The organism is Candidatus Darwinibacter acetoxidans (assembly GCF_041936445.1).
GTDB lineage: Bacteria > Bacillota > Limnochordia > Darwinibacteriales > Darwinibacteriaceae > DTU010.
Genome location: NZ_JBHGXH010000197.1, coordinates 1 through 26437, shown reverse-complemented (window position 1 = coordinate 26437; position 26437 = coordinate 1). Strand labels below are relative to the sequence as shown.

The following is a 26437-nucleotide window of genomic DNA, read 5'->3' as shown; positions in this document are numbered from 1 at the left end:
CGACCAACTAATAAATTAAGCCGGAAAGGTGGGGTTGCTGTGTTGATTCAAGAATATACCGCTCAGCTGATCCGGGACTACGATGCCCTCTCCGGGCGGATGCTGCAGATCCTGGATGAGAATGGAGTCGTGAAAGAACCGGAACTGATGCCCGCCCTCTCCGACGCAGAGTGGCTGGAACTGTACAAGACCATGGTGCTCACCAGAGCCGCGGATGACAAGGCGCTGCAGCTGCAGAGGCAGGGGCGCATGCTCACCTATGCCCCCAACACTGGGCAGGAAGCGGCCCAGGTGGGGCCGGCCGCGGCCATGGCGAAAAACGACTGGCTGGTTCCGGCCTTTAGGGAACTTGGTGCTTGGCTCTACAGGGGAGTTCCCCTGAAGACCGTCTACCTCTACTGGTACGGCAACGAGTACGGCAGCCATTTTCCAGAAGGAGTGAGGGTACTGCCCATCGCCGTGCCCATCGGGACCCAGCTGCATCATGCAGTGGGGGTGGCCATGGCTTCCAAGATCAAAGGTGAAAACGACGTAACCGTAGCATATATCGGCGATGGCGGGACTTCCACCGGCGATTTCAACGAGGCGCTGAACTTCGCCGGGGTGTTCAATGCTCCCGTTGTCTTTATCGTCCAGAACAACCAGTATGCCATCTCCGTGCCCAGGACCAAGCAGACCATAGCCAAGACCATAGCCCAGAAGGCGGTGGCCGCAGGCATCCCCGGCATGGTGGTGGATGGCAATGACCTTTTCGCCATGTACGCGGCGGTTAAGGAGGCCATTGAGCGTGCCCGCTCCGGCGGAGGCCCGACCCTGATCGAAGCCTACACCTACCGCCTGGGCGCCCACACCACGTCGGATGATCCCACCAAGTACCGGGAGGACAGCGAAGTGGAAGCCTGGAAGCCCCGGGACCCCCTGGGCAGGATGAAGGCTTACTTGATCAGCAAGGGTCTCTGGAGCGAAGAGCAGGATCTGGCCCTTTACGAGGAGTACGGTGCTTACGCCCTGGAGGTGTTCCGCCAGGTTGAGGCGGAGGGCGAGCCCAGGGTGGAGGATCTGTTCAAGTACACCTACAAGGAAATGCCTGCCCACGTCCGTGAGCAGTACGAGGAGTATCTCCAGTATCTAGAAGGGAAGGTGGACTAAATGGCCCTTATGAACCTGATCACCGCGATTAACCATACCCTGGACCTGGCCCTGGCCCAGGATGAGCGGGTGGTGGTCTTCGGCGAAGATGTGGGGGTTGAGGGAGGCGTGTTCAGGGCCACCGTGGGCCTGCAGAAAAAATACGGCGAGGAGCGGGTTTTCGACACGCCCCTGGCCGAGTCGGCCATTGTGGGCACCGCGGTGGGCATGGCCTTAAATGGGCTGCGGCCGGTGGCGGAGATCCAGTTTTCCGGCTTTGTCTACCCGGCCTTCAACCAGATCATCTCCCATGTGGCCAGGATGCGCAACCGCACCCGGGGCCAGCGCTACCTGCCCATGGTCATCCGCATGCCCCATGGGGGCGGCATTAAGGCTTTGGAGCATCACTCGGAGAGCTTAGATACCTTCTTCGGCCACATCCCCGGCCTGAAAGTGGTGGTGCCCTCTACGCCCTATGATGCCAAGGGGCTGCTCCTGTCGGCCATCCGGGACGATGATCCTGTGATCTTTTTGGAACCCTCCAAGCTCTACAGAGCCTTCCGGCAGGAAGTGCCCGAGGAGGATTACACCATTCCCATCGGCAAAGCCAAGGTGGTCAAGCCCGGCAGCGATTTGACCGTGGTGAGCTGGGGTGCCTACCTCCACGAAGCGCTGAAAGCCGCTGAACTGCTCCAGGCTGAGGGAATCGACGCCGAAGTGATCGACCTGCGCACCATCTCTCCTTTGGACCGGGAGACCATCCTGGAATCGGTGAAGAAGACCGGCAGGTTTGCGGTGGTGCACGAGGCGGCCAAGTCCTTCGGGCCCGGAGCAGAACTGGTGGCCCTGGTCAACGAAGGGGCATTCCTCTACCTGGAGGCGCCGCCCCTGCGCCTGGCGGGCTTTGACATTACCATTCCCCTGCCCCGGGGCGAACACCACTACTTCATGGATGCCCAGCGCATGGCCGCCGGTCTGCGCCAGGTGGCAAACTTTTAAAGGCGAGGAGGGTCAGCCGTGCTGGAATTCAGATTCCCGGATATCGGGGAAGGGATTACCGAAGGTGTGATTCTTAAGTGGTTTGTGGAAGTAGGCCAAGAGGTTAAGGAGGGCGACTCCCTCTTCCTCGTGGAAACGGATAAAGTGAACGCAGAGATTCCCTCACCGGCAAACGGCACCATCCTGGCCAGGTTTGGTGAAGTGGGGGATACGATCAACGTGGGCGATGTGGTGGTGCAGATCGGTGAAGCCGGCGCCAAGGCGCCGCGCCCGCAGGCTGAACCTGTGGCGGAGGATAACGCGGCGGTGGTGGGTGCCCTGGAAACCTCCGATCATGTCCTGGCCACCAGCAGCGAGCATGAGGCGGCGGCCCAGGAACCTCCCCGGCGCAAAGCCCTGGCCACCCCCGTGGCCCGCCGGATGGCCAAGGAGCTGGGGGTGGATATCAATACCCTTGTCGGCAGCGGCCCCGGGGGCCGGGTGATGAAGGAAGATATCCTCAAGGCGGCCAACGGCCAGAAACGGCCCGCCCCCCAGGCGAGCCAGGCTGAAACTGCAGCTCCCGCTTCCCCAATCCAGCCCCCAGCGCCAGCCCCCGCCGGGGCCCAAACGTCCGGCGGAGAAGAGCGGGTGGCCTTAACCACCCTGGGCAAGACGGTGGCCAGGAACATGGCCCTATCCAAGCGGGAGATTCCCCATGCCGCGGTCATGGACGAAATCGACGTCACGGAACTGGTGAACTTCAGAAGGGAAGCTAAGGTCTGGGCTGAGCGGGAAGGCGTCAAGCTCACTTACATGCCCTTCATCATCAAAGCAGCTGCCCTCGTCCTTCAGGAACTGCCCATTTTCAACGCTTCCTTCTCGGCGGAGACCGAGGAGATTGTGCTGAAGAAGTACTACAACCTGGGCATCGCCGTGGACACCCCCGAGGGGCTTTTGGTTCCCGTGATCAAGAATGCGGATCAGAAGGGACTACTGCGGCTGGCCAGGGAAGTGCAGAGCTTGGCGGAAAAGGCCCGGGAGCGGACCCTTTCCCTGCAGGAAATCCAGGGGGGCACCTTTACCCTGACCAACTACGGCGCAGTGGGGGCCCTTTCAGGGGTACCGGTGATCAAACATCCCGAAGCAGCGATTCTAGGAATCGGTGCCATCACCAAAAGGCCTGTGGTGGGCGAAGACGACCAGATCGCCATCCGCCACATCCTCCCTGTGACCCTGTCCTTTGACCACCGCTTCATTGACGGAGGCAGCGCAGGCAGGTTCATGCGCAAGCTCCGGGCCTATCTGGAGCAGCCGGTCCTGCTCCTGCTGAGTTAGGGGGGAAAAAAGATGTCACGCTACAAAATTGCCATAGTGGGCGGCGGTCCCGGCGGCTATGTGGCCGCCATCCGCGCCGCACAGCTGGGGGCCAAGACTGTACTGATCGAAGCCGGTGAACTGGGCGGGGTGTGCCTGAATGAAGGGTGCATCCCCACCAAGACCCTGCTCAAAAGCGCCCGGGTGTATCAGGACATCCTCGGCTCCGAGAAGTTCGGAGTGCAGGTGGAGGGGAAGGTGAGCATCGACTGGGCCGCCATGCAGAAACGCAAAGACGGCGTGGTCAAGCAGCTCAACTCAGGGGTCAAGGGTCTGCTCCAGCAGAACGGAGTGGAAGTTGTGCGGGGCTGGGGAGATGTTTTGGACCCCCACACCGTCATGGTCAACGGGGAGAAGATCTCCGCGGAGCATCTGATCATCGCCACCGGCTCCAGCCCCGCAGTGCTCCCCATCCCCGGCCTGCAGGAAGCGCTGCACAGCGGAGCCGCGGTTACCAGCACGGGAGCCCTGAAGCTGAAGAAGATCCCGGAGCGGCTGGTTGTCGTGGGCGGGGGAGTTGTGGGCATGGAATTTGCCGCTCTGTTCAACGCCCTAGGTTCCCAGGTAACCGTTCTGGAAAAATTCACCGTGTTGGGGAGCCTCGATGCCGACCTGCAGCGGTACATGGAGCGGCTGCTGCAGAAAAAGGGCGTGGAGATCCACAATGGAGCAGATATCCAGCGCTTTGACGGTTCCCGGGTTACGGCGGAGATCAAAGGGGAGAGCCGGGTATTCGAAGGTGATCTTGTCCTGGTGAGCCTGGGGAGGAGGCCCAATTTGAACGCGGTTTCCAAACTGCCCCTGGAACTGGAACGGGGTGCCATCCGCACCGACGACCGCCTGGAAACCAGCATCCCCGGCGTGTACGCCATCGGCGATGTGAACGGGCGGCAGATGCTGGCCCATGCCGCTTCCGCGGAAGGTTTGGTCGCGGTGGAAAACATCTTAGGGGGCAGTGCGGTGATAGACTACGCCCGGGTGCCCGCGTGCATCTACACCTTCCCGGAGGTGGCCATGGTGGGCCTTACGGAACAGGAAGCCATTCGCCGCGGACACGAGGTTATCGTGGGCAGCTTCCCCCTGGCCGCCAACGGCAGGGCTTTGGCCGAAGGAGAACCGGAGGGTCTGATCAAGATCGTGGCCGATGGGAAATACGGGGAAGTGCTGGGGGTACACATCGTCGCGGCCCATGCCACGGATCTCATCTCCGAAGCGGTACTGGCCCTGGAGCTGGAAGCCACCGTCCATGAACTGGCCAGGGCGATCCATCCCCATCCCACCTTCTCCGAGGCGGTTATGGAGGCGGCCCATGCGGCCCTGGGCCAGGCGATTCACGTGTTTAAGAAGAAATAGGCGGGAAAAGAAAAGAGGCTCCCCGGCGCTGGCTAGCTCCAGAGCAAGGGGAGCCTTTTTAATGGCCTTTCCTTAGAGATTCGGCGAAGTAGAGCACCGCTGGGTCACCGCCTTATTCTCCCTGGGAACACCTCACCGACTCTAGTCAAACAGGCACTGGAGGAATTCTTCCCTGGTGATATTGAAGAAGTACTCGCCAAATTCGCTTTCAGCTAGAACCTTTCGAACTGCTTCTTCCCGGTACTGCGTGCCGTTGAGCTTTGCGGCCAGTTCCTTCACGTCCCTCCGGCCGAAAAAGTCGCCGAAGATGTGCAGATCCTGCAGGAGACCGTCCCGCACGTTGAACTTCAGCTCCAACTTACCCCCTGTGAAGCGGGCCTCCTTCTCTATTTCGCACTCGGGCGAAGCGCCGTAATTCCAGTCCCAGCGGGCGTAGCGCTCTTCTTTGATCTTGTGCACCACGGCCCATTCCTCAGCGCTGAGAACGTATTCTTGACCTCCCCCCGGGATCAGGTACTGCCACAAAACTTCCTTGAACTCTTCGATGGTAATGGGGGTCTTAAGGTAGGGGTAGATGTTGGTCACCCGGCTCCGCACAGACTTGACACCCTTGGACTGGAGCTTGTCCACTTTCACATTCAGGGCTTCCTGCACCACCGCTAGATCGGAGTTGAAGAGGATGGTACCGTGGTGGAGCAGGCGGCCTTTGGACCAGTACTGGGCATTGCCGGAGAACTTCTTGCCGTCAATTGTAATATCATTGCGGCCGGAAAACTCGGCCTGCACGCCCAGGCTGGCCAGGGCCTGGATGACCGGCCGGGTGAAGTACTCGAAGTTGCTCACCCGCTCCTTTTCCGCGTCCACAATGAAGGTGAAGTTGAGGTTGCCCAAATCGTGGTACACTGCACCGCCGCCGGAGAGGCGCCGCACCACGTGGATGCCCCGCTCCTTGATAAACGGGCCGTTCACCTCCGCCAGGGTGTTCTGGTTGCGCCCGATCACCACCGTGGGTTCGTTCTGCCAGAGAATCACGTATTCTTCCCCAGGATCCAGGTAGTTGAGGGCGTACTCTTCCACAGCCAAGTTGATCCTGGGATCGGTATGGTCGTTGACAATGCGGATCATGATGCCACCTCGCTTCCGTAGCTGTACTGAGATCTTACGTTAGCGGGGAGGAGCTGTCAATCTTTCTCAACCGTCTTCTTCCAAGGTGGCTCGGCATGGTGGGGCTTTCTTAACCACACACTAACCGAAAAGAGATGGGGGAAGAAAGATGACAACACATTCAAAACAACAAAGCTATATCGATACTCTCAACGAACTCCTTAAGGGTGAGCTCATGGCCATGAAAATCTACAAGGAAACCCAAGCCCTGCAGGGCGATGAGCATGTCCGGGCCCTTTTGCAGCAGTTTGCCGCGGATCACGAAGAACATGCCAGGCTCTTGACCCAGCGCATCAGGGAACTGGGTGGGATTCCCGAGACGGAGACGGGTTTGGCGGGAACCATGGCGGGCATCTGGGCCAAAATCAACGCCCTCAGGGGCCCCTCCCATCTGCTGCAACAGGTCTACGCAGGGGAAGATACAGGCATCCACGCCTACGAAGACCGCATTGACGAACTTGATCCCCAAAGCCAACAGCTCGTCTCGGAGATCATGAGTGCTGATCACGATCATCTCAAACACTTCCAGGAGAGGATGGAAGCCGAGAAAAGGGAAAGGCAGAAATGATCGCAGTACGCTTTGTTTTTCCCCTTGACCTTGACGTAACGTCAAGGTTTATACTTTTCTTGGGAGGTGAGTTCATGGAGTACACAGTGAAGCAGTTGGGTGATCTAGCAGGGGTCAGCGGCCGCAACCTCCGCTATTACGATCAGATCGATCTGCTCAAGCCCGCCTGGGTAAGCGAGGCAGGCTACCGGATGTACGGGCCGGCAGAGGTGAAGCGTCTGCAGCAGATCCTCTTTTACCGGGAGCTGGGGGTGGATCTGCAGACCATCAAGGCACTGATGGATGCACCTCACTTTGACGAGAAGGAGGCCCTGCGCCAACACCGTGAACGCCTTCTGGAAAAAAGAAGGCAGCTGGATCTGCTGCTCCAAAACGTGGACCAGACTCTAGCTGCTCTGGAAGGAGGAACACCCATGGAGGACAAAGACAGGTTCCGGGGCTTTAAGGAAAAGCTGATCAGGGAAAACGAGGAGAAGTATGGCAAGGAGGCCCGGGAGAGGTGGGGCGCTGAAGCGGTGGATGCTTCCAACGCCAAGCTCATGAACCTCACTGAAGAGGAGTACGCGGAGGTGGAGCGGCTGAGCAAGGAGATTATTGACTCCCTGGCAGCAGCGGTGGGCAAGGAGGATCCCACGGGGCCCGCGGGATGGAGGATTGCGGAGCTGCACCGCAAGTGGCTCGGTTTCTTCTGGCCCACCTACTCCAAGGAGGCCCATGCGGGCCTGGCGGAGATGTACGTGGCCGACGAGCGCTTCGCCGCTTACTACGACGACCAAGCAGGGCAAGGGGCAGCGGAGTTTCTCCGGGACGCCATCGCGGCCTATGCGCGGCAGTAAAAACGAGTTGGAACTCTAAGGAGCCGATCTTCCGGGATCGGCTCTTTTCCGTAAGGGAGTTCTGTTCCTAAACCGAAAAATTAAAGGAGAATACAGATGGAGAGATAATTCAATCAATAAAGGCGGGGAGCTGGAGCGCTGGAATCCGACACTCCCAGTGCTGAGTGAACCCCTTAGGAAGGGTTTTCCAGGCCGCGCAGCATACTATGCTTGTTAGGGATTTCGCAGAAACGGAGGCACTTGTGGTTGGGCAGAGTAGTGCACATGGGCATCGATGTGGGTTCCACAACCGTCAAACTGGTTGTCCTGGATGAAAACCTCGAGGTACTCTTTTCCAGGTACCAGCGGCACTACGCCGAGATCAGAGAGGTGGTTGTGAGCCTGATTACCCAGGCGTATGAGCAGTTTCAGGAAGATGATGTGACCGTGGCCGTCACCGGCTCCGGCGGGATTGCCGTGGCGGAGCATCTAGGCGTGAGTTTTGTGCAGGAAGTGATCGCGGGCACCCAGGCCATCCAAGCCTTTTACCCCCAGACGGATGTGGTGATCGAGCTGGGTGGAGAGGATGCCAAGATCACTTTTCTGCGCGGCGGGGTAGAACAGCGCATGAACGGCATCTGTGCCGGGGGCACCGGTGCATTTATTGACCAGATGGCAGTGCTCATGCGGACCGACGCCGCGGGCCTCAACGAACTGGCCAAGGGGCATCGGATCATCTATCCCATCGCAGCCCGCTGCGGGGTGTTCGCCAAGAGCGATATCCAGCCCCTTTTGAACGACGGGGCTGCCCCGGAGGATATCGCCGCTTCCATCTTCCAGGCGGTGGTGGTGCAGACGGTGAGCGGCCTGGCCTGCGGCCGGCCCATCAGGGGCAACGTGGCCTTTCTAGGCGGCCCCCTGTACTTCCTCTCAGAGCTGAGGAAGCGGTTCGTGGAGACCTTACAGCTCAAAGATGGTCAGGCCATCTTTCCGGAGAACTCCCAGCTGTTCATCGCCGTGGGAGCCGCCCTCGCTGCCTTGGGGAGCAATCCCGTGCCTTTTTCTGCCCTGATGGCCCGGGTTAAGGGGGCCCAGGATGTGAAGATGGAGGAGACACTGCGGCTGCCAGCCCTTTTTTCCAGTGGGGAAGAGTTGGCGGAGTTCAGAGCCCGGCACGGCCGGCATGCCGCGGCCAGGCGCGATCTGGCTGGGTTTTCCGGCAGGTGCTTCTTGGGGCTGGATGTGGGCTCCACCACCACCAAAGCGGTGCTCATCGACGAGGAGGGTTCCATCCTCTACACCTATTACGGCAGTAACAAAGGCAAGCCCCTGCAATCCGTGCGCCAGGCGGTGCTGGGGCTGTACGCTGCCCTGCCTGATGGCGCTTGGATCGCCAACTCCGCGGTGACGGGCTATGGCGAAGGGTTGATCAAAGCCGCGCTGCAGGTAGATCTGGGAGAGATCGAGACGGTGGCCCACTACAAGGCCGCGGACTTCTTCCTGCCCGGCGTTGATTTCATCCTGGATATCGGGGGCCAGGATATGAAGTGTTTGCGCATCAAAGATGGGGCCATCGATGAGATCCTGCTCAATGAAGCCTGCTCTTCGGGCTGCGGTTCCTTTTTGGAGACCTTCGCCCATTCTTTGAATTTGAGCATCGAAGAGTTTACTCAGGAAGCCCTTTTTGCCTCCGAGCCCGTGGATTTGGGCTCCCGCTGCACGGTTTTCATGAACTCCCGGGTCAAGCAGGCCCAAAGGGAAGGGGCGACTGTGGGCGATATTTCCGCGGGCCTGGCCTATTCCGTGGTCAAAAACGCGCTGTACAAGGTGATCAAGCTGCGGAGCGCCACTGACCTGGGCCGCAAAGTGGTGGTCCAGGGGGGAACCTTCTACAACGATGCCGTGCTGCGGGCCTTTGAGCGCTTGGCCCAGCGAGAAGTGGTCAGACCAGATATCGCGGGGCTCATGGGCGCCTTTGGAGCTGCCCTCATTGCCAGGGAGAGATGGACCCCGGGACACCGTTCTACGCTGCTGGACCGCAGGGCGCTGGAGGAGCTGTCCCTGGAAACCCGGCACACCCGATGCCGGGGCTGCGGCAACAGCTGCCTGCTCACCATCAACTATTTCGGCCAGGGCCGGCGCCACATCTCCGGCAACCGCTGCAGCCGGGGTGCCGGGGAGAAGCAGCGGGGAGAGGAGCTGCCCAACCTCTTTGACTACTGCTATGAGCGGCTCTTTGCCTACGAGCCCCTGGATCCCGCCAAGGCCAGGCGGGGCAGGGTGGGTCTTCCCCGGGTTTTGAACATGTATGAGGACTACCCGTTTTGGTTCACCTTCTTCACTGAACTGGGTTTTTCCGTGGTGCTGTCTTCCCGCTCCTCCAAGGCCATCTATGAACAGGGCATGGAAACCATCCCCTCCGAATCGGTCTGCTATCCGGCCAAGCTGGCCCACGGGCACATCATGGATCTGGTGGAAAAGGGCGTGGATTTCATCTTCTACCCCTGCCTGACCCATGAACACAAGGAACAGCCCCAGGCGGACAATCACTACAACTGCCCGATCGTCGTTTCCTACCCCGAAGTGATCAGGCAGAACGTCACACCCATCCAGACCGGGCAGGTCACCTTCATGTATCCCTTCCTGCCCTTCCACCACAAGCGCAGGCTCACCGAGCGTCTCCACGAAGAGTTCGCTCCCCTGGGCATAGGTTTTCCGGAAGTGGAGAGGGCGGTGGAGAAGGCCTGGGCAGAGCTGGCCCGCTACCGGAAAGATGTGCGGCGCAAGGGCGAAGAAACCCTGGCCTACCTCAAAGAGCGGGGTCTGCGGGGCATCGTTTTGGCCGGGCGCCCCTACCACCTGGATCCGGAAATCAACCACGGGATCCCCAAGCTCATCAACGAGCTGGGCTGGGCGGTGCTCACCGAAGATGCGGTGGCCCATTTGGGCCAGGTGGCCCGGCCCCTGAGGGTTGTGGATCAGTGGGCTTACCATTCCCGGCTGTACGCGGCGGCGAGCTTCGTCGCCCATGAGGAAAACCTGGAACTGGTCCAGCTCAACTCCTTCGGCTGCGGCCTGGATGCCATCACCACCGATCAAGTGCAGGAGATCTTAAGCGCCCGCTCCAAGATCTACACCTGCCTGAAAATCGATGAGATCAGCAACCTGGGCGCGGCTAGAATCCGGCTGCGTTCCCTGAAGGCTGCGGTTCTGGAAAGGGAGCGGCAGGGCCGCAGGCCCCAGGGCAGTCCCTACCGCTACGTGCGGAGGATCTTCACCAGGGACATGAAAAAGGAGCATACCATCATCGTTCCCCAGATGGCACCCATCCACTTCCGCCTCCTGCAGGAAGCGTTCCGCCTGTCCGGCTACAACATGGTGGTCTGTCCCGCCCTGGACAAAGAGGCGGTGGATGTGGGGGTGCAGTACGTCAACAATGATGCCTGCTACCCGGCGATCATCGTGGTGGGGCAGCTCCTCAAGGAGCTGAACTCCGGACGGTACGACTTGCAGAAAACCTCGGTGATCATCAGCCAAACCGGGGGCGGGTGCCGGGCCACTAACTATATAGGCTTTATCCGCAAGGCCCTGCAGGATGCCGGTTACGGGCACATTCCGGTCCTTTCCTTAAGCGCCCAGGGCTTTGAGAAGAACCCCGGCTTTAAGTTAACTCCGCCCCTGCTCCACAGGGGTATGATGGCTCTGGTCTACGGCGATCTGTTGATGAAATGCCTGCTGCGGGTGAGACCCTACGAGAAGGTGCCCGGCTCTGGGGATCTGCTTTACGAGAAGTGGAATGAAATCTGCAGGCTGTCGCTGCGTTCCCCCTCGCCGCAGCGCTTTAGGAAGAACATAGTGAAGCTGGTGGAGGAGTTTGACTCCCTGGAAACGGTGGATCAGGTCAAACCCAGGGTGGGCCTGGTCGGGGAGATCCTGGTTAAATACCATCCCACCGCCAACAACGACATTGTCAGCCTGGTGGAAGCGGAGGGGGCGGAGGCGGTGGTCCCTGACCTGACCGATTTTCTCCTCTATTCGCTTTTCGGTATCAGCTTCAGATACCGTTATTTGGCCGGCAAGAAGCTGGAGGTTGCCGCCAGCAACTTGATAATCGGCATTATTGAGCTCTACCGCCGCACCGCCAAGGAGGTGCTGGCCAAAAGCAGGCGCTTCACTCCGCCCAAGCTCATCCAGGAGCTGGCCCGGACCGCTTCCAAACTGATCTCCCTGGGACACCAGACGGGGGAAGGCTGGTTCCTCACGGGGGAGATGATCGACCTCATTGAAAGCGGAGTGAAAAACATCGTCTGCATGCAGCCCTTTGCCTGCCTGCCCAACCACGTGGTGGGGAAGGGAGTGCTCAGGGGCTTGAAGAATGCTTATCCAGATAGTAACATAGTTGCCATAGATTACGATCCCGGTGCCAGCGAAGTTAACCAGCTGAACCGGATCAAGTTGATGCTGTCCAGTGCCCTTACGGGAAAAACTGCGGAAATATCCTGAAGAGAGGAGCTGTTGCCATGAAGTACCGCAAGTTAGGCCGTTCTGGTCTGAAGGTCAGTGAGATTTCCTTGGGAAGCTGGCTCACCTACGGCAAATCGGTGGAGGAAGAGCGGGCCATCAAAACCATCCGCCGCGCCTACGAGCTGGGAGTGAACTCCTTCGACTCCGCCAACGTCTACGAGCGGGGAGAAGGGGAACGGGTGATGGCCAAGGCGCTGCGGGTCTTCCCCCGGGAGTCGTACATTATCACCACTAAGGCCTTCTGGCCCATGGGGGATGGCCCGAATGACCGGGGCCTTTCCCGCAAGCACGTCTTCGAACAGCTGCATGCCAGCCTCAAACGGATGGAACTGGATTACGTGGACATCTTCTACTGCCACCGCTATGATCCGGAAACGCCGGTGGAGGAGACGCTGCGCACCATTGACGATCTGGTGCGCCAGGGTAAGGTGCTTTACGTCGGAGTGAGCGAGTGGACAGCCGCCCAGATCGAAGAGGCGGTGCGCATTGCCGACCGCTACCTCCTGGACCGCATCGTGGTCAACCAGCCGGTGTACAACATGCTCAACCGCTACATCGAAAAGGAAGTTATCCCGGTCTGCGCCAAGCATGGCATCGGCCAGATCGTCTTCTCGCCACTGGCCCAGGGGGTTTTGACCGGGAAATACCGGGGCGGGCGCATCCCCGAAGGGAGCAGGGCGGCCAACCCCGAGATCAACGAGTTCATCAAGGGCCTCCTGGAGGCGGGAGTGCTCCAGAAGGTGGATGCCCTGCAGGATCTGGCGGAAGAAGCGGGGATGACCTTAGTGGAGATGGCTCTGGCCTGGGTGCTGCGGCAGCCCAATGTGGCCAGTGCCTTGGTGGGCGCTTCCCGGCCCGAGCAGATCGAGGCCAACGTGAAGGCCGTGGATGTGGAACTGAGCCAGGAGCTGCTGGAGAAAATCGAGGAGATTCTGGCCTGAGGAAGGCAAAGAGCCAGGATTCAGCCCCAGGGCTGCCTGGCTTTCTTTTTAAAACGGTTACCCGGGGTAACCCGGGCTGCAGAGGAATTGCCTGTAGGTTGGCGAAAAATGAGGCAGCAGGCCCGCCGCTTCCGGGCTCATCCAGCAATTCACAACAGGAACGGAAGGGCAAAACCAGAAAGATCGTCCGGAGGAGGTCAGACCCATGAGCGAACCAATTCTTCCGGAAAGGCTCCGTAAGCAGCAGAAGCGAAAAACGCCGGGCAGGATGCGGCAGCTGAGCCTGGCCCTGTTTACTTTGGCGGCCATCGCGCTCATCGCCTACGGAGCTTACTACTTCTTCATGCCTAAACAAGAAGAGTTTGTGCTCAACTTCTACACCTACGCCTCCGTGGGTCTGCAGGACTTCCTGGAGACTTTACCGGTTAGGGGAACGGTGATCCCGGAGCAGGTGGCCATTATCGCGCCCAAGGTGGGCGGAACCATTGAGGAGGTCTTTGTCCAGGAAGGGCAGGACGTGGCGGCGGGGGATCCCCTCTTCCGTTTGTACTCGGCAGAGATCGCCGCGGAGAAAAATGCGGCCGAAACCGAGCTGGGCGAGGCCCGGGCGGAGCTGGCCCAGAAAGAGATTATCCACGAGCGGGAGCTGGAGGCGGAGCGCCTGAAGGTTTTGGAAGCCCAGGAGCAGCTGGCGGCTGCTGAAGAACAGCTGGAGCTGCAGAAGGTGCTCTACGAGTACGGCTCCATCCCCCGGGTAGAGCTGGAAAAGGCGGAGCAGGCGGTGGAGGCCGCCAAGCGCCGGATCACCCAGAGCGAATGGGAGCTGGAACTGCTGATCCGCAGGCAGGAGGCGGAAAAGGCGGCCATCGCCAAGACCATCGCCATCAGCGAGGAGAAGCTGGCCAAGGCCCAGGAAAAGATCGACAACTTCTTAGTGACGGCGGAGTTTGCCGGCCGCATTCTCTCTTTGAAACTCCCCAGCAACCGGGTGGTCACCGCCCACCAGGAGCTGGGTGAACTTGCGGATCTGAGCCGGCAGGTGGTGGAGCTGCAGGTTCCCCCGGGGCAGACCGAGCGCTTCGGGGTGGGCACCCCGGTCACCATCAGCTTGGGGCAGAGCGAATACGCGGGAGAGGTCTCCTACATCGCTCCCCAGGCTAAGCAGGGCAGCGATGGGCCGACGGTGCTGGTGCGGGTGGACTTCCTGGAAGAGGTGTCCCATCTGCGGCCCAACAGTACGGTTACGGCCAGTATCCACCTGCAGCTGCACAAAGACAGCCTCTACCTGCCGCGGGGAGCCTATTTGACCAGCGGCCAGCAGCTCTTTGTGTATGTGATCGAAGGCAGTACCGCCAAAAAGCGGGACGTCCAGTTTGGGCTGTTCCAGGGCAATGCGGTGCAGATTCTGCGTGGCCTGGAGCTGGGAGAAAAGGTCATCATCAGCTCCTACGATGCCTTTCGCCATCTGGACGAGATCAAGATTCTGTCCGAAGGAGGACATGCGCTGTGATCAGGCTGGAAGGAGTTGCTAAGGAATACTACATGGGTGATGTGGTGGTGCAGGCGCTGGAGGGCATTGATCTGGAGATCCAGCGGGGAGAGTTTGTGTCCATTATGGGGCCCTCCGGCTCGGGGAAATCCACGCTGCTCAACATTTTGGGCGTCCTGGACCAGCCCAGTCGCGGCGCCTATTATCTGGAAGGGGTGGATATCACCCAGCTCCGCGACGGGGAGCTGGCCCAAATCCGCAACCGGCATTTTGGGTTCATCTTTCAAAGCTACAACCTCTTCCCAGAGCTCACTGCTTTAGAGAATGTGATGGTGCCCCTGATGTATGCCGGCCGGCCCCGGCGGGAGAGGCGGGAGCGGGCCGAGGCGCTCCTGGCGCAGGTGGGTATGGCCCACAGGCTGAAGCATCTGCCCACCCAGCTCTCCGGGGGCGAACAGCAGAGGGTGGCCATCGCCCGGGCGCTGGCCAATAACCCCACCCTGCTTCTGGCGGATGAGCCCACGGGGAATCTCGCCACTGACCAGGGGGCCGAGATCATGACCCTGCTCCAAGAGCTCAACCAGCAGGGCACCACCGTGGTAATTGTGACCCATGACCCTGCGGTGAGCGCCTACGGAAGGCGCCTGCTGCGCCTGCGGGATGGGAAGATCGTTTCCGATGGACCCCTGCAGGAAGCTGCCCTAGAGGCTTAAGGGAGGAGCGGAAGATGCGAAGGAGCCTATCTTTTTTAGTGCTGGTGGCTTTGGTTTTGGGCCTGGGGGCGGGCCCCAAGGCCGCGGCCCAGCCCCTGGAGCTCACTGTGGAGCAAGCGGCGGAACTGGCCCTGCAGCACAATCTAAGTTACCGCCTGGCCACCCTGGACTGGGAAAGCGCCAAGGCCAACCTGGAGCGGGCCCAGATTGTGGGCGATGCGGATATGCTGCGGGAAGCGGAAAAGGAGTGGGCCCAGGCGGAAAAGACCTACGCCGAGAAAACCAAGGAGCTCAAGGATCAGGTGCGCTCCGCCTATCAAGAGCTTCTGCAGAGTGAAACCACCGTGGAAAACGCCCTGCGGGCCAAAGAACGGGCGGAAAACCAGCTGGCCATGGATGAGAACAAGTTCAAAGCGGGCCTGCTTTCTTCACTGGACATCGAGCGCAGCCGCAACAGCTTGTTCGATGCGGAGCACCGCCACCAGCGGGCGGTGATCGATTTGGAAACCAAGCGCATGCGCTTCAACGAACTGCTGGGGCTGCCCCTGGATACGGAAGTTGTCCTCACAGAGCGCCTGCTATTGGCGTTTGTGCCCTTTACCTGGGATTTGGAGACCTGCTTTGAGCTGGCTTTGGCCCTGGACGCCTCCGTGGCCGAGGCCCGGGAGAGGCTGGCCAGGGCGCAGGAGGCTGTGCTCGCGGCCCAAAGCCCCTTTACCCCCAGGGTGGAGCTGGAGCAGGCCCTGGTTAGCGAAGAGAAGGCGAAAATCCAGCTCCAGCAGGCGGAACAGGCCCTGTATTTCCGCATCCGCGGCGACTATTACGCTCTGTTGGACCAGGCCCATGCCCTGGAGCTGGCCGCGCGCAATATTGAGCTGGAGCGTAAAGCCCTCCAGGCGGAGCAGAGCAAGTACCAGGCGGGTGTAATCAGCAACGCGGACATCGTGGCCAAGCAGGAAAGACTGGCCCAGCTGGAACAGGAGTACAGCGCGAGTCTGCTCCAGTACAGCTTGGCCCGGGTGAAGCTGCTGCAGGCCATGGGTCAGCAGGAAGAATCAGGTGAGCAGCATGCAGACTAGATGCAGATTCACACTGACCCTGGTACTCCTTGCCGCCCTGGCGGCCAGCTGCGCAGCCGCGGGTGAGCTGAGGCCCCTAACCTTGGCGGAGGCTCTGGAAACAGCCCTGGAGCACAACACCAGCCATGCCCTGTTCCTCTGGGAGCAGGATCTGGCCCAGCGCCGGGCGGCTCTCCAGAAGCAGCCGCAGCTCGGGGCGGAGCTCCATCCCGCGGGGCTGGAGAACGGCACCTGGCAGGGGCCCCACGGTTCGCTGTCCCTGACCATGCCCCTGGGCAGCCACCTGAAGCTCAGCGGGAAGGTCACAGTCAGCCTGGAGGACAAAGAGCTGGGCATCGAGCCCCAGGGCAGTTTGAACCTGGACTACGACTTCTTTGCCCCCGCCCAGGAAGCGGCGCCCGAACTGACAGTGGAGGAGAGCAGGCAGCGCCAGGTGAACAGCCTGGTACTCCAGGTTTTCCGCCTCCTCGTTGACCTCAGAAAGGCGCTGGATCAGAGGGCCTACGCCCAAGGGGTCCTGGAGCACCTGGAGGCCAAGCTGGCCGCCGCGCAACAGGTGCCCAACTACGATGACCTGCAGCTGCGCCGGGAACTGAGGGATCAGCGCGCTTCCCTGGCAGCCGCGGCGGAAAGGGTAAACCAGCTGCAGCTCCAGCTCCAAAATGTTCTAGGCAGCACGGAGCCCATCTTCTACGAACCGCAGCTCAAGGTGCACAGCCTGGATCTGGAATTCTCCCAGGAAGAACTGGAGGGGGAATTTCTCGCGGCAAGTCCAGAGCTGCGCCGGGCGGAAGCGGAACTGGAGCAGGCCCGGGCCCAGCTGGAGCTGGAGCGGAAAAGCAGGGGCTGGCAGGTGAAGGTCTCCGGTGGAGTGCAGGCGGGCCAGGATCTGAACTGGAGCGTGGGGCTTACCGCCTCCAAAGCCCTCTATCCCAGGGATGTGCTGGTGGAAGAACTGGAGCTGGCCGCGGCCAAGGCGGAGCACAACCTGCAGGGCCAGGAAAATGCCCTCCTAGGCGAGCTGCGCAGCAGCCTCCAGGCCCTCACATCCGCGCAGAGGCAGGTAGGCCTCCTGGGAGAGCTGCTGGCCGCAGCGGAAGAGGACTTGGAGCTGCGCCGGAGGCAGCAGGCCGCGGGGCTGGTCACCGATCTGCAGGTGGCGGAAGCTGCCTTAGCCGCAGAGAAAGCCCGGTTTGACTACTTCCACGCCCAGCTGGACTATGCCCTGAGGGCCGCGGAGCTGTGGCAGCTCTGCGGGCGCGATCTTAAGGATGCGCTCTTCCAGGTTGTGAACTAGGAGGTGCTGAGATGTCCGTTGCGGATCAGCTGAAATGGGCGCTGCGCCACTCCCGGCGCCAGCGGTTGGAATCCATCCTGGTGATCCTGGCCATCGGGCTGGGGATCGGGGTGATCATCACCGTTTTGTCCATGTTCATTTCCGTGGGTCAGCAGTACAGCAGTATACAGCGCTTGGATTACTTCCGCACCCTGGAGATCTTGGGCAGGGAGGATTCCCTGATGTGGCAGCAGGTCCCCATCACCCTCCTGGGCCCGGAGCAGGACAGCCTGAGCTGGTCCGGCGTCACTTTGGAAGAGATCCTGGAGCTGCAGCGGCGCCTGCCGCCCACCATGCACGTTTACGTGGAGCAGGGGTGGTCGGCCGCCACGGAGCTGCTCCCCGAGGAGGTGGGAGAGGATGAGGATTGGTACCGCTTCCGGGGCAACGAAATATACATTGCCGGTACTGTACCCGCCTATTTCTCTTTCAAGAACTCCCAGCTAGCTCAGGGAAACTTCTTCGTGGAGGCGGATCTGTTGGGCGCCAGCCGCGTTTTGGTCATCACCCACAGGCTGGCGGAGGAGCTTTTTGGCGATGGGGATCCCATCGGACAGATCGTCCCCCTGGACCTGCACAGCGAAGAGGCGGTGGATTTCACCGTCATCGGGGTGCTGGCCCCACCTGACGACAGCGATCCCTATATGGCTCTGAACGACGGCCGCACGGCTTGGATGCCCGTGACGGTGCATCCCTCCTATAGAGGGGGGCCCGATGATACCACCCACTTCTACCAGATCTATGTGGGCGTGGATCCCGGGGTGGACCTGGCCTCAGCTGGGGAAGTGGTGCAAAGTGAAGCCGCGCTGCTCTGGGGGGAAGAGGCCTTTGCCCTGCGCAGTCCGGTGGACGATTGGCGGGAGTCCATCAAGCAGGTGCAGCGCTATGCCCTGCTCATCGGGATGCTCGCCTCCGTGGGCCTGGTGATCGCGGTGATCAACATCCTCAACCTGATGCTGGCCAGGGTGCTGAAGCGCACCAAGGCGGTGGGTTTGTCCATGGCCTTGGGCAGCTCCCGCGGCCAGGTGTTCAGGCAGTTCATGCTGGAAGCTGTGGTACTGGGGCTGGCGGGTTCCGTCTTGGGGATCGCCCTTTCCTTTGCCTTCGCCGAGCTTTTGAAAAAGAGCTTGGGCGGTTGGTCCGGGGGATGGGGGTCCCGTTTAGGGTTAGGCATCGCCCTGGGCTTGTTGGTCAGCCTCTTCTTCGGAGTATACCCGGCCTACCTGGGCTCCCGCACCAATCCCGTGGATGCCCTGCGGACCGATTGAGGGGGGAAGATGGTGGAAACCCTGAAGTTTACCCTGCGGATTTTGAAAAAGAGACCCCTGCGCTCCCTGCTCACCATTTTGCAGGTGGGGCTGGGGGTGTGGATTGTCGCGCTGATCCTGTCCCTCAACTTCCAGGCCGCGGGAAGCCTGGAGGGGGTGCACAGCACCTTCGGGGAAACCCTGGCGAAGATTTCGGTCTCCAGAACCGAAGAGATTCCCGGTGGAGGGCAGGTTGTTTCCAGTATCAGCAATCTCCGCTACGACGATCTGGTCAAGCTTCTCCAAGGTGAGCACATTGACCAGGCCTTTATCTTCCAAGAACTCTGGATGCAGCGGATTATTGTGGAGGGTCTGACCTACTCCGTGCAGACCGCCGCGGAAACCACCGCCCACTACGGCGAGGCCATGGGGCTGGAGCTAGTGGAGGGGCATTTCTTCACCCAAGCCGACGAAGAGCAGAAAAACCGGGTGGTCTTGATCTCCGATGTGGTGGCAGCCCAGCTGTTTCCCGGCCAGTCGGCCCTGGGTAAAACCATCAACCTGGGCGATTTCGGGGAAGGGCCCATGGAGTTTGAGATCATCGGCGTCTACAAACCCCACTCCGCGCTGCTGGAGTTTTTTATCAGCCAGGCTCACCTCCTCTTTCCCCTGGGCACCACCAGGGTGTGGGTTTCCTATGACGTTTTTGAGCCGTCCTACCAGTACATCTATATCAAGACGCAGCCGGGCAGGCTGTATGAAGCGGTGGAAGAGGCTCGGGTGCTGCTCGCGGATCGGTCTGTGGAGGATATGGAAGTAAACGGCGAGTACGTAAAGGATTCCAACCGCTTCTTAAGTGAACAGCTGCGGACGGTAAGCCTCTTTTTGGGCGCCTTTGCCTTTATCGCCGTTTTGGTGAGTGCCATTGGCATTCTAAGTATCATGCTGGTGAGCGTAGTGGAAAGGACGCGGGAAATCGGCTTAAGGCAGGCCCTGGGCGCTTCCAAGCGGTCCATTGTGGCCCAGATCCTCAACGAATCCCTGGTCTTCTCCCTGGCCGGGTCGATCCTTGGCCTTCTGGCCGCCTATTTCACTTCCCCCACCCTGCTCAACGCCATTTTGGCGGAGGTGTTCTATTCCAGGCTGGCTGATGTAGGGGGGCTGCACCCCCAGGCCGCGCTGCTCGCGGCTGTGGTGGCGGTGGCCATGGGCCAGCTCTTCGGCCTCTACCCGGCCTGGCAGGCGGCTAAGCTGCCGCCCGTGGAGGCGCTGCGGGAAGGCTGAAAAGCCACTTCTACCTTTGACATTGCCTAGTAACTAAACTATACTGACCTTGGAGGTTCTTTTTAGTAGTACGCTGGGGAAGGAAGTTGTCTGTGAAGCAGCCACTACTCGCACTGGTCAATTTGAACAAGTACTACGGCGATGTCCATGTTCTGAAGGATATCACCTTCACCATTAACGAAGGGGAGTTCCTCACACTGCTTGGGCCCTCGGGGTGCGGCAAAACTACGCTGCTGCGCTGCATCGCAGGGCTGGAGCGCATTCAATCGGGAGATATTCTGCTCAGCGGCACTTCCATCAAGGATCTGGCGCCCAATAAGCGTAATGTGAATACCGTTTTCCAGAACTACGCCCTCTTTCCCCATCTCAATGTCTACGACAACATTGCCTACGGCCCCCGCATGAAAAAGTCCCTGGGCGAGGCTGCGTTGAAACAGCGGGTGGCGGAGGTGCTGGAGCTTGTGCAGATGTCCGGCTATGAACAGCGCATGCCCCATCAACTATCCGGGGGGCAGCGGCAGAGAATTGCCATTGCCAGGGCGCTCATCAACGAGCCGGCCATTTTGCTTTTGGACGAACCCTTAGGTGCCCTGGATCTGAAATTGCGCAAGCACATGCAGACCGAGCTCTCCCGGCTGCAGCGCAAGACGGGCACCACCTTTGTCTACGTCACCCACGACCAAGAGGAAGCTTTAAATATGTCCGACCGCATCGTGGTCATCGATCAGGGAGAGGTACAGCAGCTGGGCACACCCCGGGAGATCTACAACAACCCGGCCAACCTGTTTGTCACCAGCTTCATCGGGGACCGCAACATCTTCCCCGTGGAGGTTGTGGAAGCTGGTTCGCAGTACTGCCGGGTGCGCTTGGGTGAAAACGTGGTGACCGTGCGCCGCTCCTGCAGCGCCCAGGGTGCCCTGCGCGCCGGTGAAGAGGCGATTTTGGCCATCTTGATGGACAAAATGCGGCTCTCCTGCGAGGCAGTGGAAAACGCCTTTAAGGGCGAGGTTCTGTCCATTCACTACGCGGGCTCGCAGATCCGCATCGAAGTGAAGGTTTTAGATCAGGTGCTGACCATCGTGGAATACCAGAAAACAGACTGCGACTGCGCGGTGGGCGATACGGTCTACGCAGCCTGGGAAGAGAGCGGAGCGATTTTGCTCCCCAAGGAAGCCGGCTGGGAAGAGAGAGGCTGGTAAGATGAGAAGCTGGAAGAATAATCTGCTGGCCGTACCTATTCTGCTCTGGATCGGGGTTTTGGTGGGCATACCCATGCTCTTGGTGGTGGCCATCAGCTTTCTGTCCCGTGACCACCTGGGCAACATCGTCTACCAGTTCACCCTGGATAACTACCGCAAGGCCTTTGATCCCATCTACCTGCGGGTGTTTTGGAACTCTTTACGTCTGGCCCTGCTCACCGCCTTGATCACGTTGGTTGTGGGCTACCCGGTGGCTTACATCACCTCCAACTTGAGCCCCCGCCGGCGGGCCCTGGCCTTGGGCCTTGTGATGCTGCCGTTCTGGATTTCCAGTCTGCTCAGGACCTATGGCTGGATGATTCTGCTGGGCAATGCGGGCCTCATCAACAATTTGCTGAAGGCTCTGGGGATCATCCAGCAGCCCCTGCCCATGATGTACAAATTCGGTACCAGCCTGGTTGGCACCGCCTATATGCTCCTGCCCTTTATGATCGTGGCGGTGTTTAACTCCGTGGATAAACTGGACCGCTCGCTTCTGGAAGCATCCTACGATTTAGGGGCCAGCAGGTGGCAGACGTTTTTCCAAATCACCATACCCCTCACCCTGCCGGGTATCGTGGGCGGCTTTACCCTGGTCTTCATCCCGGCCCTGGGCCTGTACTTCGTCTCCGATCTCTTGGGGGGAGGAAATACGGTGTTTCTGGGGAATCTCATCCATACCCTGGCCACCCGGGGCAGAAACCGGCCCCTGGCCGCGGCCTTCTCCTTGGGCATGGTGGCCCTGGCGCTGCTGGTTCTCCTCTTTTACTGGCGGGTGACCAAGGATAAGAGCGGGGAGGGGCTGTTCCAATGAGGGGTAAAGCCAGCAGGTTCGGCGTCTTTTACTTGTCGCTGTTCTTTGTTGTTTTGTACCTGCCTGTGCTCAGCGTCGTTCTTTATTCCTTCAACGCCAGTTCTTCCACGGCCCAGTGGACCGGCTGGAGTCTGGAGTGGTACCGCCAGCTGCTGAGGGATCGGGTGATCGGGGAGGCTTTTAAGGTGAGTATACAGGTGGCTGTGCTTACCGCCATCCTCTCCGCAGTCTTGGGCACTTTCACCGCAGTTGTCTCCATGTGGGTCACCGCCCGCATGAAAAGGGCCATCCAGGGCATAATGATTCTGCCCCTCATCGTCCCGGAGGTGGCCTTGGGGGTGTCGCTTCTCTTCTTTTTCAACGCCCTGCGGCTGCCCTTTGGGATCTTGACCCTCGTTCTTTCCCATTCCCTGTTCTGCGTGCCTTACGTGTACATCATGGTGCGGCTGCGGCTGCAGGAGATCGATGCGGCTATCCTGGAATCGGCGCTGGACTTGGGGGCAAGCGTACCACAGATGGTGCGCACCATCATTTTGCCGCTGGTGGCTCCCTCCATCGTCACCGCTTCCCTTTTGTGCCTGGCCATGTCCCTGGATGATGTGATCATCTCCACCTACATGTCCGGCCCCCGCAGCACCACGCTGCCGGTGCACATCTTCTCCATGATGCGTGTGGGCGTTACCCCTAAGGTGAACGCGCTCTGCACGTTGATTTTAGTGGGAACGTTCTTCATAATAGGGTTAAGTCAGATCATCACCAAACAGAGGAGGTTTGCTAAGTGAAGAGAACAAGCGCTGTACTGCTGACTATCGCCGTTTTGGTCCTTGCTGTTTCCGGTGCCCTGGCGGCACAGGAAATCACCCTCATGACGTGGGGCGGTGATTTTGTCCCCCGGGCGGTCATCGAGGAGTTTGAACAGGAAACCGGCATTAGAGTCAACTACAAAGAAGTGACCTCCAACGAGGACATGCAGTCGCTGCTGGAAGCCAACCCCGATCAATACGATCTGCTCATCGTCACCGACTACATGGTGGATATCCTCAGGCAGAACGGCCTGCTGGAGGCACTCGATAAGTCCAAGCTGCCCAACTACGGCAACATCAACCCCCTGTATCTGGGCAACTACTACGATCCCCAGAGCGAGTACGCCATTCCCTATGCCATTTCCATCTCGCTGCTTTTGGTCAACCATGAAGAGGTGGAAAAGCTGGGGGCCAAGCCCATCACCAGCTACGCTGATCTCTGGCAGCCGGAGCTGCGGGGTAAAGTGGTCACGGTGGACTGGTCCGTGGAGGTCATGGGCATTGCCCTGAAGGCCTTGGGCTACGAGTACAACGAAACGGATCCAGCCATAGTGGCCCAGGCCAGGGAGAAGCTTTTTGCCCTGAAGCCCAACATCGTGCGCTTTGAGACCAACACTCCCGAAGACTCCCTGATCAACCGGGAAGCTGTGGTTGGCTTTATGTACTCCAACCAGGCGGTGAAGGGCAACGCGGCCGACCCTGCGCTGCAGCCGGTCTTCCCCACGGAGGGCGTGCCCATCTTCATCGACTGCTGGGTCATGTCTAAAGAAGCGCCCAACAAAGACGGCGCTTACAAGTTCCTGGACTTCATCATGCGGCCGGAGATTGCAGCCCGCATTGCCGACATCACCAAGTTCACCACACCCAACAAGGCGGCCGAGCCGTACCTTCCCGACTACTACAGGGAGAACCCCATGCTTAACCTCCCCGATGAGGTGGCGGCCAACACCAGCTTCTACATTGGTGTAGACAAGGTGCTGGAGGAATACGAACACATCTATGTTGAGTTCAAACTGAGGTAGCTATAGGGGGGCGCTGCAGAACTACTCGCTGGAGTGGGGAGCAGCGCTCCTTTTTGCCTATCGGGCTCCTTGGCGAGTCCGTATTCTCGTTATTGGACACTGCAGCAGCCCCCTAGGCTCTGGGTGTTCAGACTTGTGTCTTCATGGTTAGGCTGATCCTCTGCAGCTTGGGATCGACCGCGAGCACCCGCACCGTGACGATATCCCCCACCTGGACCACATCGGTGGGGTGGCGCACGTAATCGTCACTGAGCTGGGAGATGTGCACCAGCCCCGCTTTGCCCACACCTATATCCACAAAAGCCCCGAAATCAACCACATTCTGCACCGTGCCCTGGAGGACCATGCCTGCCCTGAGATCATCCAGGCTGAGCACATCCGCCCTGAAGAGCGGCGGGGGAAGCTCATCCCGGGGATCCCTGCCGGGCTGGCCCAGGGAAGCGATGATGTCCCGCACAGTGGGCACCCCCGCCCCCAGGCTTTCCGCCACCTTGATTGGATCAAGCTTATTGAGCTTTTCCCTGATCTGCCTTAAGGCTGCATTGTCCTGCAGGTCTTCTGCCCTAGAGCCGATCAAGGCTAGAATTTGGCGGGCCAGGGGATACGATTCGGGATGCACCGCGGTATTGTCCAAAGGCTCTGGGCCTTCCCCGAGGCGCAGAAAGCCCGCGGCCTGTTCAAAGGTCTTGGGGCCTATGCCCTTCACCTGCTTGAGTTGGGCACGGGTTTGGAAGATGCCGTTGGCCTCCCTGTGCTCCACGATGGCCTGGGCCGTTTTGGCCGACAGGTCGGACACATAGCGCAGCAGGGCGCTGGATGCGGTGTTCAGGTTAACACCCACATGGTTCACACAGCTTTCCACAACCGCATCTAAGGCGCGGCCCAGTTCCTTTTGATTCACATCGTGCTGGTACTGGCCTACACCCAGGGATTTCGGCTCGATCTTCACCAGTTCCGCTAGGGGATCCTGCACCCGGCGGGCGATGGATACCGCGCCCCGCATGGAGACATCCAGGTCAGGGAACTCTTCCCGGGCCAGCTCCGAGGCGGAATAGACCGAGGCCCCCGCCTCATTGACCACCAAGTACTGTGCCTGGGGGCAGCTTGCTTTGATCAGCTCGGCCACCAGCTGCTCGGTCTCCCGGCTGGCGGTGCCGTTGCCGATGGTGATCAGGGTGATCCCGTGCTTGTTCACCAGGGAGGCCAAAGTGCTCAGGGCTTCGTCCCACCTTTTCTGAGGTTCATGGGGATAGATGGTGGTGTACTCCAGGAGCTTGCCGAACTCGTCCACGGCCACCACCTTACACCCGGTGCGGTAGGCCGGGTCGATGCCCAGAACTCGCCGGCCCCTAACGGGGCTCTGCATGAGCAGGTTGTGCAGGTTTTGGGCAAAGATGGCGATGGCTTGCTTTTCCGCCCTTTCCGTGAGGGCATTTCTGATCTCCCGCTCCAGGCTGGGGGCCAAAAGCCGCGCATAGCCATCCTCGATGGCAGCCTGGAGATGGGGCGACGCGGGGGATGAGCTGTCTTTGATGATTTCCCCCGCCAGCAGGCTGTGGACACGTGCTGCATCGACCTGGATCCTTACCTTCAAAAAGCCCAGCCGCTCTCCCCGATTGACGGCCAAGATGCGGTGGGGCGGGATTTTGGCCGCATCTTCACAGTGGTCGAAGTAGAGGTGGAACTCCTGAGCCTCTGGGTTATCTTCAGCATCGCTGTTTTCCGTGATGATCAGGCCTGTATTGTAGGTGAACGTGCGGATCTTGGCCCGGAGGGCAGGATCGTCCGCGAAGCGCTCAGCGAGGATATCCTGAGCTCCCTGCAGCGCCTCCTCGGTGCTGGTCACCTCTTCATTCAGGAACCGCTGCGCCAGCAGCCTGGGGTCTTCTTGGCCCTGGGCCAACAGCAGATCTGCCAGGGGTTCCAAGCCCTTCTCTTTGGCCAGCGAGGCCCGGGTTTTGCGCTTGGGCCGAAACGGGCGGTAGATATCCTCCAGTTCCTGGAGGGTAGAGGCCGCTTCTATGGCTTTGCTGATTTCGGTAGTGAGTCTTTCCTGTGCCTCAATGAGCCGCCTGACCTCTGCTTTGCGGCTGGCCAGGCTGCGCAGGTAATCCAGGCGTTCCGCCAGTTTCCTCAGGACCGTTTCATCCAGTTCACCTGTGGCTTCCTTGCGGTAGCGGGCGATGAAGGGGATGGTGCTGCCTTCATCGAGCAGTTTGACTGTGCGTTCAACTTGATCTGGTTGCAGCTGGAGCTCTGCCGCGAGCTGCCGGATGATCTCCATGTCTTTTCTCGCCTCCGTGCTTAGCATAGCAGAACTGGAAGGAAGACGCAAAGAAATGTGGAACCCTAAGGCGAGGTGATTGCATGCTGGCGGAGTACAGGACGGTGGCCCGGGAGGCGGAGATAACACTCATTGAAAAGAAGTCCAAGTTCATTGCCCGCATCAAGCCCGTCCAGACCCGGGAAGAAGCGGAGGCGTTCATCGAAGCAGTACGCAAAGAACACTGGAACGCCACCCACAATGTACCGGCCTATATCATAGGAATGAACCAGGAGGTTCA

The 26437-nt window shown here is 59.9% G+C and carries 21 protein-coding genes; 19 read left to right on the top strand and 2 right to left on the bottom strand.

Going from position 1 to position 26437, the window contains the following annotated elements:
- Positions 1-39 precede the first annotated feature (39 nt).
- From pdhA to lpdA, 4 genes are read left to right on the top strand one after another with little or no spacing between them, the layout of a single operon-like run.
- The gene (gene pdhA / locus ACE4YL_RS07585; protein WP_461358176.1) at positions 40-1149 is read left to right on the top strand and encodes a pyruvate dehydrogenase (acetyl-transferring) E1 component subunit alpha; all 1110 of its coding nucleotides are present in this window, start codon (positions 40-42) and stop codon (positions 1147-1149) included.
- Positions 1150-2127, top strand: a complete 978-nt coding sequence (locus ACE4YL_RS07580; protein ID WP_461358175.1) for an alpha-ketoacid dehydrogenase subunit beta — start codon at positions 1150-1152, stop codon at positions 2125-2127. It abuts the gene before it with no gap.
- 18 nt (positions 2128-2145) lie between these two features.
- A complete protein-coding gene (locus ACE4YL_RS07575; protein ID WP_461358174.1) occupies positions 2146-3444 on the top strand; it encodes a dihydrolipoamide acetyltransferase family protein in 1299 nt (432 codons plus the stop codon).
- 12 nt (positions 3445-3456) lie between these two features.
- The gene (gene lpdA, locus ACE4YL_RS07570; protein WP_461358173.1) at positions 3457-4836 is read left to right on the top strand and encodes a dihydrolipoyl dehydrogenase; all 1380 of its coding nucleotides are present in this window, start codon (positions 3457-3459) and stop codon (positions 4834-4836) included.
- 141 nt (positions 4837-4977) lie between these two features.
- Here the strand turns inward: lpdA and ACE4YL_RS07565 are convergent, their stop codons facing one another.
- A complete protein-coding gene (locus tag ACE4YL_RS07565) occupies positions 4978-5961 on the bottom strand; it encodes a lipoate--protein ligase (RefSeq protein ID WP_461358172.1) in 984 nt (327 codons plus the stop codon).
- 148 nt (positions 5962-6109) lie between these two features.
- Between ACE4YL_RS07565 and ACE4YL_RS07560 the strand changes: the two genes are divergently transcribed.
- The 14 genes from ACE4YL_RS07560 (at position 6110) to ACE4YL_RS07495 (ending at position 23873) form a co-directional block, all read left to right on the top strand.
- Complete coding sequence (locus ACE4YL_RS07560) at positions 6110-6568, top strand: demethoxyubiquinone hydroxylase family protein (RefSeq protein ID WP_461358171.1); 459 nt, start codon at positions 6110-6112, stop codon at positions 6566-6568.
- 74 nt (positions 6569-6642) lie between these two features.
- Positions 6643-7404, top strand: a complete 762-nt coding sequence (locus tag ACE4YL_RS07555; protein WP_461358170.1) for a MerR family transcriptional regulator — start codon at positions 6643-6645, stop codon at positions 7402-7404.
- 246 nt (positions 7405-7650) lie between these two features.
- Positions 7651-11886, top strand: a complete 4236-nt coding sequence (locus ACE4YL_RS07550; RefSeq protein WP_461365231.1) for an acyl-CoA dehydratase activase-related protein — start codon at positions 7651-7653, stop codon at positions 11884-11886.
- Positions 11887-11903: 17 nt separating this feature from the next.
- Positions 11904-12848: an aldo/keto reductase family protein gene (locus ACE4YL_RS07545; protein ID WP_461359759.1), complete on the top strand. Its 945-nt coding sequence runs from the start codon at positions 11904-11906 to the stop codon at positions 12846-12848.
- Positions 12849-13053: 205 nt separating this feature from the next.
- Positions 13054-14358 (top strand): efflux RND transporter periplasmic adaptor subunit, encoded by a 1305-nt coding sequence (locus ACE4YL_RS07540; RefSeq protein ID WP_461359758.1) that lies wholly within the window; start codon positions 13054-13056, stop codon positions 14356-14358.
- A complete protein-coding gene (locus ACE4YL_RS07535; protein ID WP_461359757.1) occupies positions 14355-15050 on the top strand; it encodes an ABC transporter ATP-binding protein in 696 nt (231 codons plus the stop codon). Before ACE4YL_RS07540 ends, ACE4YL_RS07535 begins: the two co-directional genes overlap by 4 nt.
- 14 nt (positions 15051-15064) lie before the next feature.
- A complete protein-coding gene (locus tag ACE4YL_RS07530; RefSeq protein WP_461367084.1) occupies positions 15065-16129 on the top strand; it encodes a TolC family protein in 1065 nt (354 codons plus the stop codon).
- Positions 16119-17426: a TolC family protein gene (locus tag ACE4YL_RS07525; RefSeq protein ID WP_461369446.1), complete on the top strand. Its 1308-nt coding sequence runs from the start codon at positions 16119-16121 to the stop codon at positions 17424-17426. The genes ACE4YL_RS07530 and ACE4YL_RS07525 overlap by 11 nt, the downstream gene beginning before the upstream one ends.
- 11 nt (positions 17427-17437) lie before the next feature.
- Complete coding sequence (locus ACE4YL_RS07520) at positions 17438-18733, top strand: ABC transporter permease (RefSeq protein WP_461359755.1); 1296 nt, start codon at positions 17438-17440, stop codon at positions 18731-18733.
- Between the two features lie 12 nt (positions 18734-18745).
- A complete protein-coding gene (locus ACE4YL_RS07515; protein WP_461366881.1) occupies positions 18746-19996 on the top strand; it encodes an ABC transporter permease in 1251 nt (416 codons plus the stop codon).
- A 92-nt stretch (positions 19997-20088) separates the two neighbouring features.
- Positions 20089-21195, top strand: a complete 1107-nt coding sequence (locus ACE4YL_RS07510) for an ABC transporter ATP-binding protein (protein WP_461359753.1) — start codon at positions 20089-20091, stop codon at positions 21193-21195.
- A 1-nt stretch (position 21196) separates the two neighbouring features.
- A complete protein-coding gene (locus ACE4YL_RS07505; protein WP_461359752.1) occupies positions 21197-22048 on the top strand; it encodes an ABC transporter permease in 852 nt (283 codons plus the stop codon).
- Entirely contained in the window at positions 22045-22830 is a 786-nt protein-coding gene (locus tag ACE4YL_RS07500) for an ABC transporter permease (RefSeq protein ID WP_461365232.1), read from the top strand. The genes ACE4YL_RS07505 and ACE4YL_RS07500 overlap by 4 nt, the downstream gene beginning before the upstream one ends.
- Complete coding sequence (locus ACE4YL_RS07495) at positions 22827-23873, top strand: ABC transporter substrate-binding protein (RefSeq protein WP_461365233.1); 1047 nt, start codon at positions 22827-22829, stop codon at positions 23871-23873. The genes ACE4YL_RS07500 and ACE4YL_RS07495 overlap by 4 nt, the downstream gene beginning before the upstream one ends.
- A gap of 127 nt (positions 23874-24000) precedes the next feature.
- On the opposite strand, the gene ACE4YL_RS07490 is transcribed toward ACE4YL_RS07495, so the two are convergent.
- Positions 24001-26157 (bottom strand): Tex family protein, encoded by a 2157-nt coding sequence (locus tag ACE4YL_RS07490; RefSeq protein WP_461360333.1) that lies wholly within the window; start codon positions 26155-26157, stop codon positions 24001-24003.
- Between the two features lie 83 nt (positions 26158-26240).
- Here ACE4YL_RS07490 and ACE4YL_RS07485 point away from each other — a divergent pair.
- The coding region (locus tag ACE4YL_RS07485) for a YigZ family protein (RefSeq protein WP_461367199.1) at positions 26241-26437 on the top strand (197 nt) is incomplete at its 3' end.